Annotated in this window: 18 protein-coding genes; 17 read left to right on the top strand and 1 reads right to left on the bottom strand. The window is 71.4% G+C overall.

Features of this window, described 5'->3' with window-relative positions; genetic code table 11:
- The 4 genes from purH to WPS_RS17550 all read left to right on the top strand — a co-directional run bounded on the left by purH (position 1) and on the right by WPS_RS17550 (position 3,357).
- Positions 1–1,623 (top strand): bifunctional phosphoribosylaminoimidazolecarboxamide formyltransferase/IMP cyclohydrolase, encoded by a 1,623-nt coding sequence (purH, locus tag WPS_RS17565; RefSeq protein ID WP_317995753.1) that lies wholly within the window; start codon positions 1–3, stop codon positions 1,621–1,623.
- Between the two features lie 13 nt (positions 1,624–1,636).
- On the top strand, positions 1,637–1,918 hold the full coding sequence (locus tag WPS_RS17560; RefSeq protein WP_317995752.1) for a hypothetical protein: 282 nt from the start codon (positions 1,637–1,639) through the stop codon (positions 1,916–1,918).
- A gap of 1 nt (position 1,919) precedes the next feature.
- A complete protein-coding gene (locus WPS_RS17555) occupies positions 1,920–2,846 on the top strand; it encodes a DMT family transporter (protein WP_317995751.1) in 927 nt (308 codons plus the stop codon).
- 121 nt (positions 2,847–2,967) lie between these two features.
- Positions 2,968–3,357 carry a c-type cytochrome gene (locus WPS_RS17550; RefSeq protein ID WP_317997575.1) on the top strand — a complete coding sequence of 130 codons (390 nt, stop codon included), beginning with the start codon at positions 2,968–2,970 and terminating at the stop codon, positions 3,355–3,357.
- 12 nt (positions 3,358–3,369) lie between these two features.
- Here WPS_RS17550 and WPS_RS17545 read toward each other — a convergent pair whose 3' ends face one another.
- The gene (locus tag WPS_RS17545) at positions 3,370–3,576 is read right to left on the bottom strand and encodes a hypothetical protein (protein WP_317995750.1); all 207 of its coding nucleotides are present in this window, start codon (positions 3,574–3,576) and stop codon (positions 3,370–3,372) included.
- Positions 3,577–3,635: 59 nt separating this feature from the next.
- Here WPS_RS17545 and WPS_RS17540 point away from each other — a divergent pair, with 59 nt between their 5' ends.
- From WPS_RS17540 to WPS_RS17480, 13 genes are read left to right on the top strand one after another with little or no spacing between them, the layout of a single operon-like run.
- Positions 3,636–4,034, top strand: coding sequence for a VOC family protein (locus tag WPS_RS17540; RefSeq protein WP_317995749.1), 399 nt, complete (start codon positions 3,636–3,638; stop codon positions 4,032–4,034).
- Between the two features lie 50 nt (positions 4,035–4,084).
- The gene (gene hisS / locus WPS_RS17535) at positions 4,085–5,359 is read left to right on the top strand and encodes a histidine--tRNA ligase (protein ID WP_317995748.1); all 1,275 of its coding nucleotides are present in this window, start codon (positions 4,085–4,087) and stop codon (positions 5,357–5,359) included.
- Positions 5,359–5,832: an acetyl-CoA carboxylase biotin carboxyl carrier protein gene (gene accB / locus WPS_RS17530; protein ID WP_317995747.1), complete on the top strand. Its 474-nt coding sequence runs from the start codon at positions 5,359–5,361 to the stop codon at positions 5,830–5,832. The genes hisS and accB overlap by 1 nt, the downstream gene beginning before the upstream one ends.
- A gap of 2 nt (positions 5,833–5,834) precedes the next feature.
- Positions 5,835–6,416, top strand: a complete 582-nt coding sequence (locus WPS_RS17525) for a D-sedoheptulose-7-phosphate isomerase (protein WP_317995746.1) — start codon at positions 5,835–5,837, stop codon at positions 6,414–6,416.
- Entirely contained in the window at positions 6,413–8,041 is a 1,629-nt protein-coding gene (gene rfaE1 / locus WPS_RS17520) for a D-glycero-beta-D-manno-heptose-7-phosphate kinase (RefSeq protein ID WP_317995745.1), read from the top strand. Before WPS_RS17525 ends, rfaE1 begins: the two co-directional genes overlap by 4 nt.
- Positions 8,031–8,516: an adenylyltransferase/cytidyltransferase family protein gene (locus tag WPS_RS17515; RefSeq protein WP_317995744.1), complete on the top strand. Its 486-nt coding sequence runs from the start codon at positions 8,031–8,033 to the stop codon at positions 8,514–8,516. Before rfaE1 ends, WPS_RS17515 begins: the two co-directional genes overlap by 11 nt.
- Positions 8,516–9,727 (top strand): glycosyltransferase family protein, encoded by a 1,212-nt coding sequence (locus WPS_RS17510; protein WP_317995743.1) that lies wholly within the window; start codon positions 8,516–8,518, stop codon positions 9,725–9,727. The genes WPS_RS17515 and WPS_RS17510 overlap by 1 nt, the downstream gene beginning before the upstream one ends.
- Positions 9,724–10,587, top strand: a complete 864-nt coding sequence (locus WPS_RS17505) for a glycosyltransferase family 2 protein (RefSeq protein ID WP_317995742.1) — start codon at positions 9,724–9,726, stop codon at positions 10,585–10,587. The genes WPS_RS17510 and WPS_RS17505 overlap by 4 nt, the downstream gene beginning before the upstream one ends.
- 4 nt (positions 10,588–10,591) lie before the next feature.
- Positions 10,592–11,533, top strand: coding sequence for a glycosyltransferase family 9 protein (locus WPS_RS17500; protein ID WP_317995741.1), 942 nt, complete (start codon positions 10,592–10,594; stop codon positions 11,531–11,533).
- Positions 11,523–12,533: a glycosyltransferase family 9 protein gene (locus WPS_RS17495; RefSeq protein WP_317995740.1), complete on the top strand. Its 1,011-nt coding sequence runs from the start codon at positions 11,523–11,525 to the stop codon at positions 12,531–12,533. The genes WPS_RS17500 and WPS_RS17495 overlap by 11 nt, the downstream gene beginning before the upstream one ends.
- A 3-nt stretch (positions 12,534–12,536) precedes the next feature.
- On the top strand, positions 12,537–12,869 hold the full coding sequence (locus WPS_RS17490) for a tRNA-binding protein (RefSeq protein WP_317995739.1): 333 nt from the start codon (positions 12,537–12,539) through the stop codon (positions 12,867–12,869).
- Entirely contained in the window at positions 12,869–14,134 is a 1,266-nt protein-coding gene (locus WPS_RS17485) for a GNAT family N-acetyltransferase (protein WP_317995738.1), read from the top strand. The genes WPS_RS17490 and WPS_RS17485 overlap by 1 nt, the downstream gene beginning before the upstream one ends.
- The gene (locus tag WPS_RS17480) at positions 14,134–15,033 is read left to right on the top strand and encodes a glycosyltransferase family 2 protein (RefSeq protein WP_317995737.1); all 900 of its coding nucleotides are present in this window, start codon (positions 14,134–14,136) and stop codon (positions 15,031–15,033) included. The genes WPS_RS17485 and WPS_RS17480 overlap by 1 nt, the downstream gene beginning before the upstream one ends.
- The last annotated feature ends 11 nt before the right edge of the window (positions 15,034–15,044 follow it).

Here is a 15,044-nt window from a genome sequence, read left to right as displayed (position 1 = left end):
GTGCCACAGTCCGGCGGCGCCGCGCTGATCTCGGTCTACGATCGCACCGGCATCGTCGCGCTCGCGCGCGCGCTCGCCGAGCGCGGCGTTCCGCTCTACGCGACCGGCGGGACGCGCGCGCACTTGCGCGAGCACGGCGTCGACGCGCACGACGTCGGCGAACTCACCGGCTATCCGGCGCTCTTCGACGGCCGCGTCAAAACGCTGCACCCCAACGTCTTCGGCGGGATTCTCAAAGATCGCGCGAACCCGGCGCACGTCGCCGAGGCCGAAGCGCATCATATCCCGACGATCTCGACCGTCGTCGCGAACCTCTATCCGTTCGAGTCGACGGTCGCCGACGAGGGCGCGACGCTGCAGGAAGCGATCGAGCAGATCGACATCGGCGGCGTCTCGCTGCTGCGCGCCGCGGCGAAGAACTTCGATCACGTCAGCGTGCTGAGCGATCCGGCGCAGTACGACACGTTCGTCGCCGCGCTCGATCGCGGCGGCCTCGATCCCGGGACGCGCCGCCGCTACGCGACGATGGCGTTCGAACGCACCGCGGAGTACGACAGCGCGATCGCGCGCTACCTCGAATCCGGGCTCGTCGCGACGGAACTCCCCGGCTCGCTCGCGCTCACCATCCCGATCGAACAGCCGCTGCGTTACGGCGAGAACCCGCAGGACCGCGCCGCCTTCTATCTCGCCCGCGAAGCGCAGCTCCCCGAACAGCTCGGCGGCAAAGCCCTCTCCTACAACAACCTCCTCGACCTCGACGCAACGCTCCGCCTCCTCGTCCGCGCCCGCCCCCCGGAACGCATTGACGTCGCCGGACCCCGTCACGCCGAGCTTGTCGAAGCGCCGCCCGCAAGCGTCCCCGCAAGCCCGCCGAAGACCCTCGTCCGCGCCGCGATCGTGAAACACACGGTCCCCTGCGGCGTGGCCGAACGCCCCGGTGCCGCCGACGCGATTCGCGAAGCGCTCGCCGCCGATCCGGTCTCCGCCTACGGCGGGATCATCGCGGTGGATCGCGCCCTCGATCTCGCTGCCGCCGAGCAGCTCGCCGGCTTCTTCCTCGAGATCGTCGCCGCACCCGACTTCGACGACGATGCGCTCGAACGTCTGCGCAAAAAGAAGAACCTGCGCATCATGCGCTACCGATCCGGCGCGCCGGAGAAGATCGCCGCCGAACTGCGCGTCCGCAGCGCGCTCGGCGGCATCCTCGCCGAAGACGACGATCCGCAAGCCGCGCCCGAACGCTGGACCGTCGTCTCGAAACGCCCGCCGACCGATGCGGAGTGGCGCGACCTCGCGTTCGCCTGGGACGTCGTGCGCCACGTGAAGTCCAACGGCGTCGTGCTCGCGCGCGACGGCGTCTCGCGCGGGATCTGCGCCGGCCAGACGAACCGCGTGAGCGCCGTCCAAATCGCGGCGCACCGCGCGCACGACCACGGCCGCGGCGCCGCCTGCGCGAGCGACGGATTCTTCCCCTTCGCCGACGGTCTGAACGCCGCCGCCGATGCCGGCTGCACCGCCGTCATCGCGCCGCAGGGTTCGATTCGTGACGCGGAGGTCGTCGCGGCTGCCGACGCGCGCGGAATCGCGCTGGTGTTCTCGACGTACCGCTGGTTTCTGCACTAAGCCGGCGCGCGCGATGCTGAACTTCCTCGTCCGCCTGGTGCTCTACGCGCTGCTGCTCGGGCTCTCGGCGCGCGTCGCGCAGACGCTCTGGACGAGCAACGGCCTCGACACGGTCGCCGCGCTCCAGCCGCTGCACGACACGGGATTTCTCACGCTCGCGATCGCGCCGCTCGTCCTCGCGCTGCTCGGCGTCGGCGTGCTGCGCTCGCTGTGCGTGTTCGCCGCGTGCTTCCTCGCCGCCGCCGCGATCACCGCGCCGATCGTGCTCGCGCGCCTCGTCACTGCCGGCGCATAACGTGCCGTCGCGTGCGGTCACGGGACTCGTCCTCGTGGTGGTGGTCGGCGTGGGTTGGGGTCTGCTGGCGCCCGCGAGCAAGGTGCTCTTCGCGTCGCCGGGCTTCGACGGACTCAGCCTCGCGGTGGCGCGCGCGGCGTGGGCGCTGCCCATCTATCTGCTCGCGCTCTCCGTGACGTGGCGGCTCGATCCGCCGCGGCTCGACGCGGGCCGCTGGGCCGCCGTGATCGCGGCGGGGCTGATCTTCGGCCTGCTGATCACGACGCTGTTCTCGGTCGCCTCCGCGCATACGTCGGTCGCGCACATCTCGTTTCTGGTCGGGATGTCGCCGGTGACGAACACCGCGGCCGCTGCGGTCGTCTTCCGCATCGCACTTGGACGCCGCGAGTGGACGGCGCTGGTGCTCGGGATCGTGGGCGTCGCGCTGCTTGCGCTGACGCATGCGAACGACCGCGCCGGGATCTTCGGCGACGCGCTGATGGTCGCGTGGCTTGCGTGCTTCGCCGCCTATGCCTGCGCGCTGCGCTACGTCGGCGCGCGCGTCTCGACGCGGCTGCTGATGTCGATGATGGGCGTCGTCGCGATGGGATCGCTGCTGATCGCCGGCGCGCTTGCCGGCGCGGGCGGCGCGATCGCGCACGTCGCCGACAGCGCGCCGGTCGCGTGGTGGTTCTTCGGCGAAGTCGTGCTCGGCTCGATGATCGTCGGGCAGACGGCGTTCGCCGCGGCGATCCGGCGGATGGGCGTCGCGACCGCGACGATCGGTGCGGAGTACACCGCGCTTGCGGTCGGCGTGATCGCGTCGCTGGGTGCGCACGAACGCTGGACGCCGCTCACCGTCGTCGCGGGCGCGATTTTCTGCTGCGCGCTCGCCGCGACGTTCGCTCCGATCCCGTGGCTGACGGCGACGGAACGCCGTGCCGCGTAGCGCGTTTGCGAGCGGTCTCTGCGGCGACAAGACGAAGGGCCCTCCCGCGAGGTTCATCGCGTGAACGCATCATTCGTACTCCGTCGCCTGGCCGCGCCGACCGCGGTGCTCCTCCTCGTCGCTGCCGGCAGCGTGCCGCTGCATCGGCCTGCCGGCGCCGCGGCGGACCCCGCCCGCGAACGGGAAGGCGATCTTCCGGACCGGCCGCGACCTGCAGGGCGTCGCGGTCGCAGCCCAGCCGCCGGCGCTGCGGCCGAATTGCGCAGCCTGTCATCAGCTCGACGGGCGCGGCGGCGTACATCTTCCCGGCGGCGCGGTGAGCGCCGATCTGCGGCATCACGCGCTGGTCACCGAGCAGAAGCCGCCCTACACCGTCGCGCTGCTCGAACGCGCGATCGCGCACGGCGTCGACAACACCGGCCACCCGCTGAACCGCGTGATGCCCCGCTGGCGGATGTCGGAGCGCGACCTGCACGACGTCGTGGTCTATGTGCTCACGCAGCTGAAGTGAAGCGGGCCTGCGCTAGATGATGCGCCGCGACGGATCGACCGGCTCGACACGGCCGGCCGGCTCGTCGCCGGGGCCGTTGCGCCGGCTCTCGCGGAGCAGCCCGACGGCCTGGTAGTATCGCTCCAGCGCCGCGCGCAAGCCGCGACGCTTCTTCTCATCGGGCTGGGCGGCGTCCGCGATCCGGCTCCAGAGTTCGGTTTCGGCGTCGCGATCGTTCATGGAGCGCTCCCGTCCCTGGGACCGCGGGAAGCCGCGGAGGTTTCCGCGTAGCGATCCGCATGCCGCGCTATCTGCATACGTCCATCTTCGTCAACGACATGGATTCCTCGATCGACTTCTATACAAATAAGCTCGGTCTGAAGCTGCTCGGCGGCCCGCACCACTATCCCGGCAACGCGGACATGGCGTTCGTCGGCTCGAGCTGGGATGCGTACATCGAACTTGTCTACGATCTCGAAGAGCATGCGCCGTACGAGATCGGCAACCGCTACGAGCACCTCGCGCTCGAAGTCGACGGCGATCTCCCGGGCGTGATCGAGAAGCTCCGCGCGCAGGGCGTGAAGATCGTCAAGGAACCGAAGAAATCGCCCGGCGGGACGCGCGCGATCGCGTTCGTCGAAGACCCCAACGGCATCCCGGTCGAACTGCTGGAGCCGCGCGAAGGGCCCGTCACGTAGCGCGGAGTCGCGGAAAAGGGGCTCCCGGCGGCGAACGCCGGGGGTCGACCGTGAATCCGATCAGCGCCCCCCGCGGCACCAACGACGTCTATCCGCCCGAATCCGCGGAGTGGAACCGCCTCGAAACAGCGGCGCGCGAGATCGCGCACCGCTTCGGCTACGGTGAGATCCGCACGCCGATCTTCGAGGCGACCGAGCTCTTCGCGCGCGGGGTCGGCGAAACGACCGACATCGTCGAGAAAGAGATGTACACCTTCGTTGACAAGGGCGGCCGCAGCATGACGCTGCGCCCCGAGCTGACGGCGGGGATCGTGCGCGCGCTGCTCGAGCATAAGCTCTTCGCGCAGGGGCCGCAGCGGCTCTACGCGATCGGGCCCTTCTTCCGCTACGAACGGCCGCAGGCCGGGCGTTACCGGCAGGCCCACCAGCTTAGCGTCGAGTGCTTCGGCGTCGCCGGCGCGGAAGCCGACGTCGAGGTGATCCAGCTCGCCGCGACGCTGATCGCGCACTACGGTCTCACCGACGCCGTGCTGAACGTCAACAGCGTCGGCGACGCGAACTGCCGTCCTGCCTACCGCGAAGCGCTGCTCGCCCACTTTCGTCCGCACCTCGCCGAGCTCAGCGCCGATTCGCAGCGGCGTCTCGAACGCAACCCGCTGCGCATCCTCGACTCGAAAGATCCGAAGGACCGTCCGTTCGTCGAGACCGCGCCGACAATGCTCGACCTGCTCTGCGGCGAGTGCGCCGCGCACTTCGCGATGCTGCGGCGCTACCTCGACGCGCTCGAGATCCCGTACGTCGTCAACCCGCGGATCGTGCGCGGCTTGGACTACTACACGCGGACCGTGTTCGAATACGTCTCCTCGGCGCTCGGGGCGCAGAGCACGGTCTGCGGCGGCGGCCGCTACGACGGGCTCGTACAGCAGCTCGGCGGTCCGCCGACGCCCGGCGTCGGCTTCGGTCTCGGACTCGAACGCTTCCTCATGGTGGTGAAGGCGCACGCCGGCGAGCAGGTGCCGGCGCGGCGCGGCCTGCAGGCGATCGCGCTCGGCGACGCGGCGCGCGCGCGGCTGTTTCCGGTCGTCGGCGAGTACCGCGCGCACGCCGCGGAGCCGGCCTTCGCCGACTGGCAGGACCGCAAGCTCACCGCGCACTTCAAGACAGCGGACCGCAACAACGCCCGCTGGGCGGTAATCTTGGGCGACGACGAGCTCACGCGAGGCGAGATCGTGGTGCGCGATCTCAAGAGCCGGGAAGATCGCCGCCTGCCGCTCGCCTTCTCGGCGGCGGAGGTCGCGAAGATGCTTGTCGAAGCGACCCGATGATGGAAGACGAGACGTCGCGCATTCGTGCTCTCGGCGAGATCGCGGCGGAGTTCGATCTGGACGCGATCCGGGTGCGTACCGGCGACAGCGAGATCGAGATCGTCCGCCGCGATCCGGCCGCCGCACAGCCGGTGATGTACGCCGCGCCGCCGGCCGGTGCCGCCGCCCCCCGGGCGGCCGCGCCCGCGCCTGCAACGGCGCCCGACGCCGCCGCCGCAACGACGCTGCCGAGGGGGGCGCGTGCGGTGACCGCGCCGGTGGTCGGCGTCTTCTACCGCGCCGCGTCGCCGGGCGCCGAGCCGTTCGTCGAGGTCGGGTCGCGGGTCTCCGTCGGCGACACCCTGTGCATCCTCGAAGCGATGAAGCTGATGAATGAGATCAACTCCGAGTTCGCGGGGACGGTCCTGCGGGTGCTGCCCGAAAACGGCGAGCTGGTGACGCTCGGGCAAGAACTCGTCTGGATCGAGGTCTGAGCGTGCCCGAGTACTCCGGCGTCCGCACCTTCGCGGAACTGCTCGCCGACCGGCGCGGCCATCTCGACGAACCGCGCTACGCCGAGCAAGTCGCGGCGATCGTCGCCGCGATGGTGGCGACGTTCCGCGCGGACGGCAAGGTACTCTGGTTCGGGAACGGCGGAAGCGCCGCCGATGCGCAGCATCTGGCAGCGGAATTCAGCGGCCGGTTTCTGCGCGAGCGGCGCGGGCTCGCATCCGAAGCGCTGACGGTAAACACGTCGGCGGTCACCGCGATTGCGAACGACTTCGGCTACGAGCACCTCTTCGAACGGATGGTGGAGGCGCTCGCAAGACGCGGCGACACCGTCGTCGGGATCACGACGAGCGGGACATCGAAGAACGTCGTTCGCGGGCTGGAGGCGGCGAAGCGGATCGGTGCGACCACCGTTGCGTTCACCGGCAACGGCGGCGGGAAGGTCGCGGAGATCGCCGACCTCGTGCTGCTCGGACCGCACGGCTACAGCGCGATCGTGCAAGAGGTGCACATCGTGATGGGCCACATCATCTGCGATCTCGTGGAACAGGAACTGATCTTCCGGTGACGCGCGCGCGGCCGGCCGCATTTCTCGACCGCGACGGAACGCTGATCGACGACAAGGGCTTCCTCGGAGATCCTGCGGGCGTCGAATTGCTGCCGACGGTCGTCGATGCGCTGCGCTTATGGCGTGCGGAGCGCTACGCGATCGTGGTGGTGTCGAATCAGTCCGGGATCGCGCGCGGGTTTCTCGACGAGGCGCAGGTGCGCGCCGTGAACGGCGAGATCGCACGGCAGCTCGCGGCGCACGGCGTCACGGTCGACGGCTGGTATTGGTGTTCGCACTACGGCGTCGGATGCGACTGCCGCAAGCCGGAACCGGGGCTGGTGCATCGCGCGGCGCGCGAATTAGAATTGGATCTCGCGAGCGGGCGCGGCGGTGTCGTCGGCGACCGCGGCAACGACGTGGAACTCGGGCACCGTGTCGGAATCGCGGGCGTGCTCGTCCCCGGACCGTACGAGTACGTCGGCCCGGAGCCGGACTTTCGCGCCGCCACGCTCCTCGAAGCGGCGACGTATATCCTCGCACGCGACGCATCGCGTCACGCTGAGCGTGTCGATGTGTCGCTTCACGCTGAGCGTGGCGAAGCGCCGCCTGCATCTCGAACGCAGGAGGGCGCAATGGGGCTGCCCTTCGAGACGGGGGTGGGTGAGGTGATTGCGGTGCCGCGTGCGACGGCGCTGCTGGGGCGGATGGCGGGGCGCAAGATCGTCGTCGTCGGCGACGTAATGATCGACGAGTGGATCTGGGGCGATGTGTCGCGCATCTCGCCGGAAGCGCCGGTGCCGGTCGTCGCGGTGCGCGAGCACACGTTCACGCTCGGCGGTGCGGGGAACGTGGCCAACAACCTGCGCGCGCTCGGCGCGCACGTGGCGTTCGTCGGCGGCGTCGGCGACGACGCGGAGGGCGCGCGCCTGCGCGAGATGCTCGCCGCGATCGACGTCGATGCGGGCGGCGTGCTCACGCTCGGCGATCGGCCGACGACCCGCAAGACGCGCGTCGTCGCGCACAATCAGCAGGTCGTGCGCGCCGATTGGGAATCGACCGCGCCGTTCGGCGACGCCGACCGCGCGCGCTTCGCCGACGCCGTGCGGCGCGCGGCGCGCGACGCCGACGCGGTCGTGCTCAGCGACTACGCCAAGGGAATGCTGCACCGCGATCTGGTCGAGGCCGCGCTCGCGGCGCCCGTCGTGGTCGCCGATCCCAAGCCGCAGAACGTCGCGATCTTCGCGGGCGTCACGTGCATCGGTCCTAACGTCGGCGAGGCGGCGCGCGCGAGCGGCGTTGCGATCACCGACGACGCGTCGCTCGAGCGCGCCGCGCGCACGCTGCTGCGGATGCTCGACTGCCGCTGGGTGCTGATCACGCGCGGGGAGCACGGAATGTCGCTGTTCGGGGCGCAGAGCGAGCGCTTCGACATCCCGGCCGTCGCGCGGACGGTGTACGACGTCTCGGGCGCCGGCGACACCGTCGTCGCGGTGCTCACGCTCGCGCTCGCCGCCGGGATCCCGGCCGACGTCGCGACGCAGCTGGCGAACTTCGCCGCGGGTGCCGTGGTCGAGAAACTCGGCACCGCGACCGCGACGCCGGCCGAGATCGTCGCGCTGATGGACGAGACCGTTGAACGCTGACCCCTGCTTCGGTCTGATCCTCGAGCTCGCGGAAGCGGTCGCGTGGCGCGAGTCGCAACGCGCCGCCGGGCGGATCGTCGTCTCGACCAACGGCGTCTTCGACTTGCTGCACGCCGGCCACGTCGCGTACCTCGCCTGGGCGCGCGCGCAGGGCGACGCGCTGGTGCTGCTGCTCAACCGCGACGAGACTGTCCGCGCGCTCAAGGGACCGGAACGTCCGATCGTCGCGTTCGACGACCGGGCGCGCGTCGTCGCGGCACTGCGCAGCGTCGACGTCGTCGCCGGCTTCGCCGAACGCACGCCGGAGGTCGCGCTCGACGCGCTGCGCCCGGACATCCACGTGAAGAGCGCGCAGTACCGGCTCGATCAGCTCCCCGAGCGCGCCGTCGTCGAACGGCACGGCGGCCGCATCGTTCTCGCGCCGCACCAGCCGGGCCGCAGCACGACCGATCTCGTCGCCGCCATCCGTCGCTAGTGCGCATCGCAATCACCGCCAATGGCCCCGGCGAGTTCGCGGGCTGGGTGCGGCCGCTGACCGCCGCGCTGCGCGCGCGCGACCCGTCGGCCGAGATCCACGTGCTGTGCGTCCCCGACGACTTCGCCACCGGCGGCGAGGCGGCGTACATCGAGCGCACCGTTCCGGGCGTGCACGCGTATCCGCCCTCGGCGTATCTGCGGCTGGCGCTGGGGCGTCCGGTTGAGGGTTTGCCGGCGCGCGTCGATCGCGTGCAGTATCTGGGCGGCGATCTCGCGCACGCGGTGCGCGTGCACGCGCGGCTCGGCGGCGAAGCGACGACCTACAAGTTCTCGCGCAAGGCCTACGCCGCGACGTTTGCGCGCGCGTTCGCGGTCGACGAGGCGAACCGCGCGCAGCTCGAAGCGTGGAAGACGCCGCCCGAGCGGATCCGCGTGATCGGCAACCTCGCGATCGACGGTGCTCTCGGCGAAGCATCGGGCGCGTACGGCGACGCGCCGAGCGACGCGGCGCGCGACGGGATCGTGCTGTTCCCGGGCTCGCGGCGTCACGAGATCGCGAACCTTCTGCCGATGTTCGTGCGCGTCGCGCTCAACCTGCGGCGGATGCTCCCCGGCGTGCCGATCGCGTTCGCGGGCTCGCCGTTCGTCGACGACGGCGAATTGCGCGATGCGCTCGCGCGCGGCGGCGACAACCCGCTCGCCTACGGTGCTGCGGCGCAGTTCGACGGCGGTGAAATCGTCGCGGACGGCGCGCGGTTTCCGCTCGTCCGGGCCGCGATGGGCGCGGCGTCGCGCGCGCGCCTGGCGATCGCGATCCCCGGCACGAAGGTGATCGAACTCGCGGCGCTCGGCGTCCCGACGGTCGTGTGCACGCCGTTCAACGCGCCGGAATTGGTCGTGATCGGCGGCCCGATGCAGTATGTCGGGAAACTCCCCGCGATCGGGCCACTGGTCAAGCGCGCCGCGGTGCTCGCGGTCGCGAGCCGCTTCCGCTTCTTCGCGCAGCCGAACATCGACGCCGATCGCGAACTCGACCCGGAGATCGCCGGGACGCTCCTTCCCTCGCAGGTGGCGCATGTCGCCGCCGAACGCTGGGCCGACGCGGCGTGGTGCCGCGCGACCGGCGCCGAGCTGCGCGCGCGGTACGCGCACCATGCCGGCGCGGCGGAGCGGATGGCGGCGTTTCTCCTCGAAAGCCCGCGTCCGTGAATCTTTCCGTGGTGATCGCGACGAAAGACCGCGCGGCGCTCCTCGACGCGGCGCTCGCGTCGCTGCGCGCGCAGCAACACGCGCCGCCGTTCGAGCTCGTCGTCGTCGACAACGGGTCGCGCGATGCGACGCCGGAGGTCGCGCGCGCGCACGGCGCCGCCTACGCGTTCGTCCGCGAGTCCAATCGCGGTGCGGCGCGCAACGCCGGGATCGCGAAAGCGACCGGCGACCTCGTCGTGTTCTGCGACGACGACGTCCTCACGCCGCCGCACTTTCTCGCCGCGCACGCGCGCGCGCACGCGGCCGAGATCTTTCCCCTCGCGGTCTCGGGCCCGATCGTCAACGTCCCATCGCCCGAGCATCGGCCCGCGCCGAGTGCGGCCAACTATTCGCGCGCGTTCTTTGTGACGTGCAACGTCTCGGTGCGCCGCGCGTCGCTGCGCGCCGTCGGCGGTTTCGACGAGGCGTTCGACCTCTACGGCTGGGAAGACACCGAACTCGGCGCGCGGCTGCGCGCGCACGGCGTGCGGCGCGCGTTCGCGTGGGACGCGTATCTTTGGCACATCAAGCCGCCGACGACCGAGTCGCTCGAAGACGCGCTCGGCAAAGCGATTGAGAAGGCGCGGATGGCGGCGCAGTTCGTGCGCAAGATGCCGACCTCGCGCATCAAGCTCGCGACCGGCGCCTACAGCGCGAACCTGCTGCGCGCGCGCGTCCTCGCGCCCCCGCTGCTGCAGCCGCTCGTCGCCGGCGTCGCGACGAGCACACGCGTCCCGGCGGCGCTGGCGTCGCTCGCGCGCGGCGTCCTGCTCGACAGCGTCTACACCGAAGAGCTGGGCCGGCAGCTGCGCGGGCGCTGAGCGCGTGCGCATCCTGCTCGTGCGGCTCGACGGGATCGGCGACGCCGCCGTCTGCATCCCGCTACTCGCCTCACTGCGCGCGGCCGGTCACGAGATCGGCGTTGCGCTGACGACGCGCAATGCGGACCTTTTCGCGCCCGACGCGATCGTCGCGCAGCACGTCCTCGAACGGATCCCGTGGCCGGCGCACGGCTCGACGCCGGAGACGACGGCGCGAGCGCGCGCCGAGATCGCCGCCGCGCGCTACGACGCGGCCCTGATCGCGAGCGAAGAGCCGGAGGCGTACGCGCTCGCCGCCGGCATCCCGCTGCGCATCGGCTTCTCGACGGGTTGGACGCGGCCGCTGAAAACGCTGTGGGTGCGTGCGCGGGTCACGCGCGCGATCGCGCGCGCGCAGCAGCCGGGCGCGGCGACACTGCACGAAGTCGAGGTGCTGTACCGGCTCGGCACCGGGATGGTCGCCGCGCCCCAACCGCCGGCGGCTGCGGCGGCGCTGCGCCGCATGCTCGCGGTTACGCCGGTCCCGCCGCGATCCGGCATCCTCTTCCAGGCCGGCCCGAAGTGGGGCGCGATCGGGGTCGACGCCGCGCCGCTGCGCGCCGCGCTGGCAGCGCTCGCGCCGCGCGGGGTGCGGCTCGTTGCGAGTCCGGGCGATGCGGCCGCCGTCGAGGCCGCGCTCGGCGTCGCGCCGGAGACCTTCGCGAACCTGCGCGAATGGGTCGCGGCGATCGATGCCGCGGCGCAGGTGGTCACCGTCGACACGGGCGCCGCCCATGTCGCGGGGATGCTGGGTGTTCCCGTCATCGACGTCTTCCCCGACGCCGGGTTCGCGGCCCAGGTGCGACGCTGGCGGCCGTGGGCGTCGCGCTTCGCCGCGCTGCGCGCGTCCGAGGCGTCCGGCGGTGGCGTGGCCCGGGCCAGCGAAGCACTCGCCGATGGGGGCTGATCGGGCGCTGCTGATCGCGGCGGGCGGAGGGATCGGCGACACGCTGCTGGCCGGCGTCGTCGCGCGTGCGCTGCGCGGCCGCTACGCGGCCGTCGACGCGGTCGTCCTCCCCGCGCACGCCGATCTCGCCGCGCACATCCCCGCGCTCGATCGGGTGATCCCGCTCGGCGGACGCGTTCTCGGACACTACGCCGCGGCGGTCGTCACCTGGGCGACGATGACGACCGCGCTGCTCCCATTCCGCGCCGGGATCCCGATCCGCGTCGGGCAGGCGCGCCGCCTCTACTCGGCGCTGTTCACGCATCGCGTCGTCGTGCGCAGTGAACTCGGCGACCGCACCACGCACTGGACGCAGATCCTGCTCGACTACGCGCGTGCGATCGGCTGCGACGATCCGGCGGCGCTCCCGGAATTCGCGGTACGGGCCGACGAGCGCGACGCCGCAGCGCTGCTGCGCGTGCACGACATCGCGGGCGATTTCATCCTCTTGCATCCGACGCGCGGACTCTCGGCACAGCGTTCGCGCTGGCCGGTCGACGGCTTCGTCGCCCTCGCGCGGCGCCTCGCCGAGCGGGACGGCGTGCCGATCCTCGTCACCGGCGCGGCCGACGACGCCGCGATCGCGGAGACGATCGCCGAACGCGCGGGCCGCGGCGTCGTCTCGATCGCGGGCGCGACGACGCTCGGCGTCTTCGGCGCGCTCGCGGAGCGCGCATGCGCGGTGCTGGCGATGGACTCGGGGCCGATGCACGTCGCCGCCGCCGTCGGCGCGCCGACGGTCGGGATCTTCGCGCTGCAGGCCGACGAGCCGGATCGCTGGGCGCCGCGCGGTCCGCGCGTCGCGACGGTGCGCGCGACGTACCCGTGCCCGCCCGCGCACCGCAAGGAGACGTGTCCCGATTTCGCGTGCGTGCGCGAACTCGACGTCGCCGGAGTCATTGCCGCGCTCGACGCGCTCGTCGCGCAGCCGAAGGGAAGCGTCCAGCTTGTCGAAGGGTGAGCGGTGATCGCTTACGATGATTTCGCGAAGGTCGACGTGCGCGCCGGCACGGTCCGCGCCGCCGAGCCGCTCGCCGGCGCGCGCATCCCGGCGTACGTGCTCACGATCGACTTCGGTCCCGAGATCGGCGAACGACGGTCGTCGGCACAGATCACGGTACGTTACCGGCCGGAGGAACTCATCGGCACGCAGGTGTGCGCGGTGGTGAACTTTCCACCAAAACGGATCGCGGGATTCGCGAGCGAGGTCCTGGTGCTCGGCATGGGCGATGCCGACGACGCGGTCGTCCTCGTGCGGCCCGAGGTTACCGTGCCCGACGGCGCGCGGCTGTACTGATGGCGGTCGCAATCGACGCACCGGCGATGCGCGTCGTCGCGTCCGACGATGCGGTGATCCCCGAGCTCGCGCGCGTCATGGTCGACGCGTATCCGGTGATGGGCGTGACCACGGCCGACGCGTTCGCGGCGTTCGTCGAACGGGTGCGGTCGGCGACGGAGGACCCCGTCCGCGACGTCGCGGCGGAGCGAAATGGCGAGGTCGTCGGCGGGATGCGCCTCTACGATTTCGTGATGAACGTGCGCGGGAGCGACGCCGCGACGGGCGGCGTGGGCGCCGTCGCCGTCGCACTCGCGCACAAGCGGCAGGGCGTCGCGCGAGCGATGCTCGCGTGGTATCTGCACTGGTATCACAAGCGCGGCGCGCCGTTTGCGATCCTGCACCCGTTCTGGTCGGATTTTTATCGCGCGCTCGGCTTCGGTTACGGAACGCCGACGCATCGTTTTCGCTTCGTGCCTCGGACGCTGCGCAACGACGGCGCGCGCGGCACCGTGCGCGCGCTCCATGCCGGCGATCTCGACGCCGTGCTCGCCTGTTCCGAGCGCATTCGCACCGTCACCAACGGGCTCGTCCAGCGCTACCGCGGCGTGACGGAGAAAGCGCTGGCAGAGCTTTCGACGCGCCACGTCGGCGTTGAAGACGCCGGCGTGCTGCGCGGCTTCATGCAGACCAGCTTGACGCTCGGGCACCGCGACGTCACCAATCGCAACGTGCTGGTGGTGCGCGACTTCCAGGCCGAAGACGGCGCGGCCGCGGGGGCGCTCCTCGGCTATCTGCGCGCGCAGCACGATCAGTTCATGGAGATCGCGATCGAAACGCAGGATCCGTCGTTCTTTCTCGCGAGCACCGATCCGCGCGACCGCTCCGACCGCGTCCTTGCGCCGCCGGCGGCCCATCGCGTCGCCGAAACGGGACTCGGGATCATGTACCGCCTCCTCGACGTGCCGGCCGCATTCGCGTACCTGCCGCGACCCGCGCAGCCGTTCGCGCTGCGGGTGATCGTCGACGACACCTTCTTCGCGCCGACGGCGTTCGACGGGACGTTCCGGTGCGACGCAAGCGGCATCCGCCCCGACGAGCACGCCGCACCCGACGCAACGCTGAGCGTCGCGATTCCGGAGCTCTCATCGCTGGTCGCCGGCTCTTTGCGCCTGCGCGACGTCGCGCGGCACCGGCTCGCGACGGTCGAGCCTGCCTCTGCGCTGCCGCGCGTCGCCGAGCTGTTCGATACCCAGACGCCGCCCGTCTGCACAACCCGCTTCTGATGCGCTTCACGATCCAGCTCTGCACCTACAACCGCGCGCATCTGCTCGGACGCGTCCTCGAAGCGTGCTTCGATCAGACGCTCGCCCCCGACCAGTATGAAGTGGTGCTCGTCAACGACGGATCGCGCGACGACACGCCTGCCGTCATCGAACGCGCCCGGGCGCTCGCGACGTGCCGCTTCACCGTCATCAATCAAGCCAACGCCGGGCTCGCGCGCGCGCGCAACGCCGGGATCGCGCTGTGCACCGGCGAGCGGATCGCGTTCATCGACGACGACGTGCTCCCGACGCCGGTCTTCGCCGCCGAACATCTGCGCAGCGACGAGAAGCACGGCGACGTCGTCGTGCGCGGCGCGGTGATCAACACCGAGTCGTTCGACGCGCTCCCGCCGCCGATCTGGAGCCTCAAGAACTACAGCGCGAACTGGTTCTGGACGTCGAACGTCTCGGTGCGCCGCGACCGGCTCGACGCCGCCGGCGGCCGCTTCGACGAATCGTTCAGCGAGTACGGCTGGGAAGACATCGAACTGGGCTTGCGCCTGCGTGCGCTCGGCACGAAGGCGGTGTTCAACCGGCGCGCCGTCGCCTTTCACTGGAAGCCGCGCCCGCAGGGAACCAACGTCGCCGGGATGCTGCGTCAGATGCGCGCGCAGGCCCGCACGGCGGTGCGGCTCGAGGAACTGCATCCGGGCTGGCGCGTTGCGCTGGCGATCGGCGACACCCTCCCCCAGCGGCTGCTCGGCGATGCGCTGCGCACGAGGCCGCTGGTCGCGCGGCTCGAGCGGTTCGTCGGCGACACCGCCGCCGAGCGGAAACTCTCCGCCGCCCAGCTCGCGGCGGCGCAGCTTCTGGCGAGCGCCGCGTATTACGACGAGCTCGCGCGCGCGAAGACACCGTAAGCGCAGCAACG

It is taken from the genome of Vulcanimicrobium alpinum (genome assembly GCF_027923555.1).
GTDB lineage: Bacteria > Vulcanimicrobiota > Vulcanimicrobiia > Vulcanimicrobiales > Vulcanimicrobiaceae > Vulcanimicrobium > Vulcanimicrobium alpinum.
The sequence above is the reverse complement of the archived record's forward strand: the minus strand, read 5'-3'. Positions and strand labels throughout refer to the sequence as shown.

What these genes read in the sequence shown, in the direction of transcription:
- WPS_RS17540 (WP_317995749.1), top strand. Translation starts at nt 3,636, where the DNA reads ATGCCGCGCTATCTGCATACGTCCATCTTCGTCAACGACATGGATTCC.
- WPS_RS17480 (WP_317995737.1), top strand. Translation starts at nt 14,134, where the DNA reads ATGCGCTTCACGATCCAGCTCTGCACCTACAACCGCGCGCATCTGCTC.
- WPS_RS17545 (WP_317995750.1), bottom strand. Translation starts at nt 3,576, where the DNA reads ATGAACGATCGCGACGCCGAAACCGAACTCTGGAGCCGGATCGCGGAC.
- WPS_RS17485 (WP_317995738.1), top strand. Translation starts at nt 12,869, where the DNA reads ATGGCGGTCGCAATCGACGCACCGGCGATGCGCGTCGTCGCGTCCGAC.
- WPS_RS17560 (WP_317995752.1), top strand. Translation starts at nt 1,637, where the DNA reads ATGCTGAACTTCCTCGTCCGCCTGGTGCTCTACGCGCTGCTGCTCGGG.
- WPS_RS17495 (WP_317995740.1), top strand. Translation starts at nt 11,523, where the DNA reads ATGGGGGCTGATCGGGCGCTGCTGATCGCGGCGGGCGGAGGGATCGGC.
- accB (WP_317995747.1), top strand. Translation starts at nt 5,359, where the DNA reads ATGGAAGACGAGACGTCGCGCATTCGTGCTCTCGGCGAGATCGCGGCG.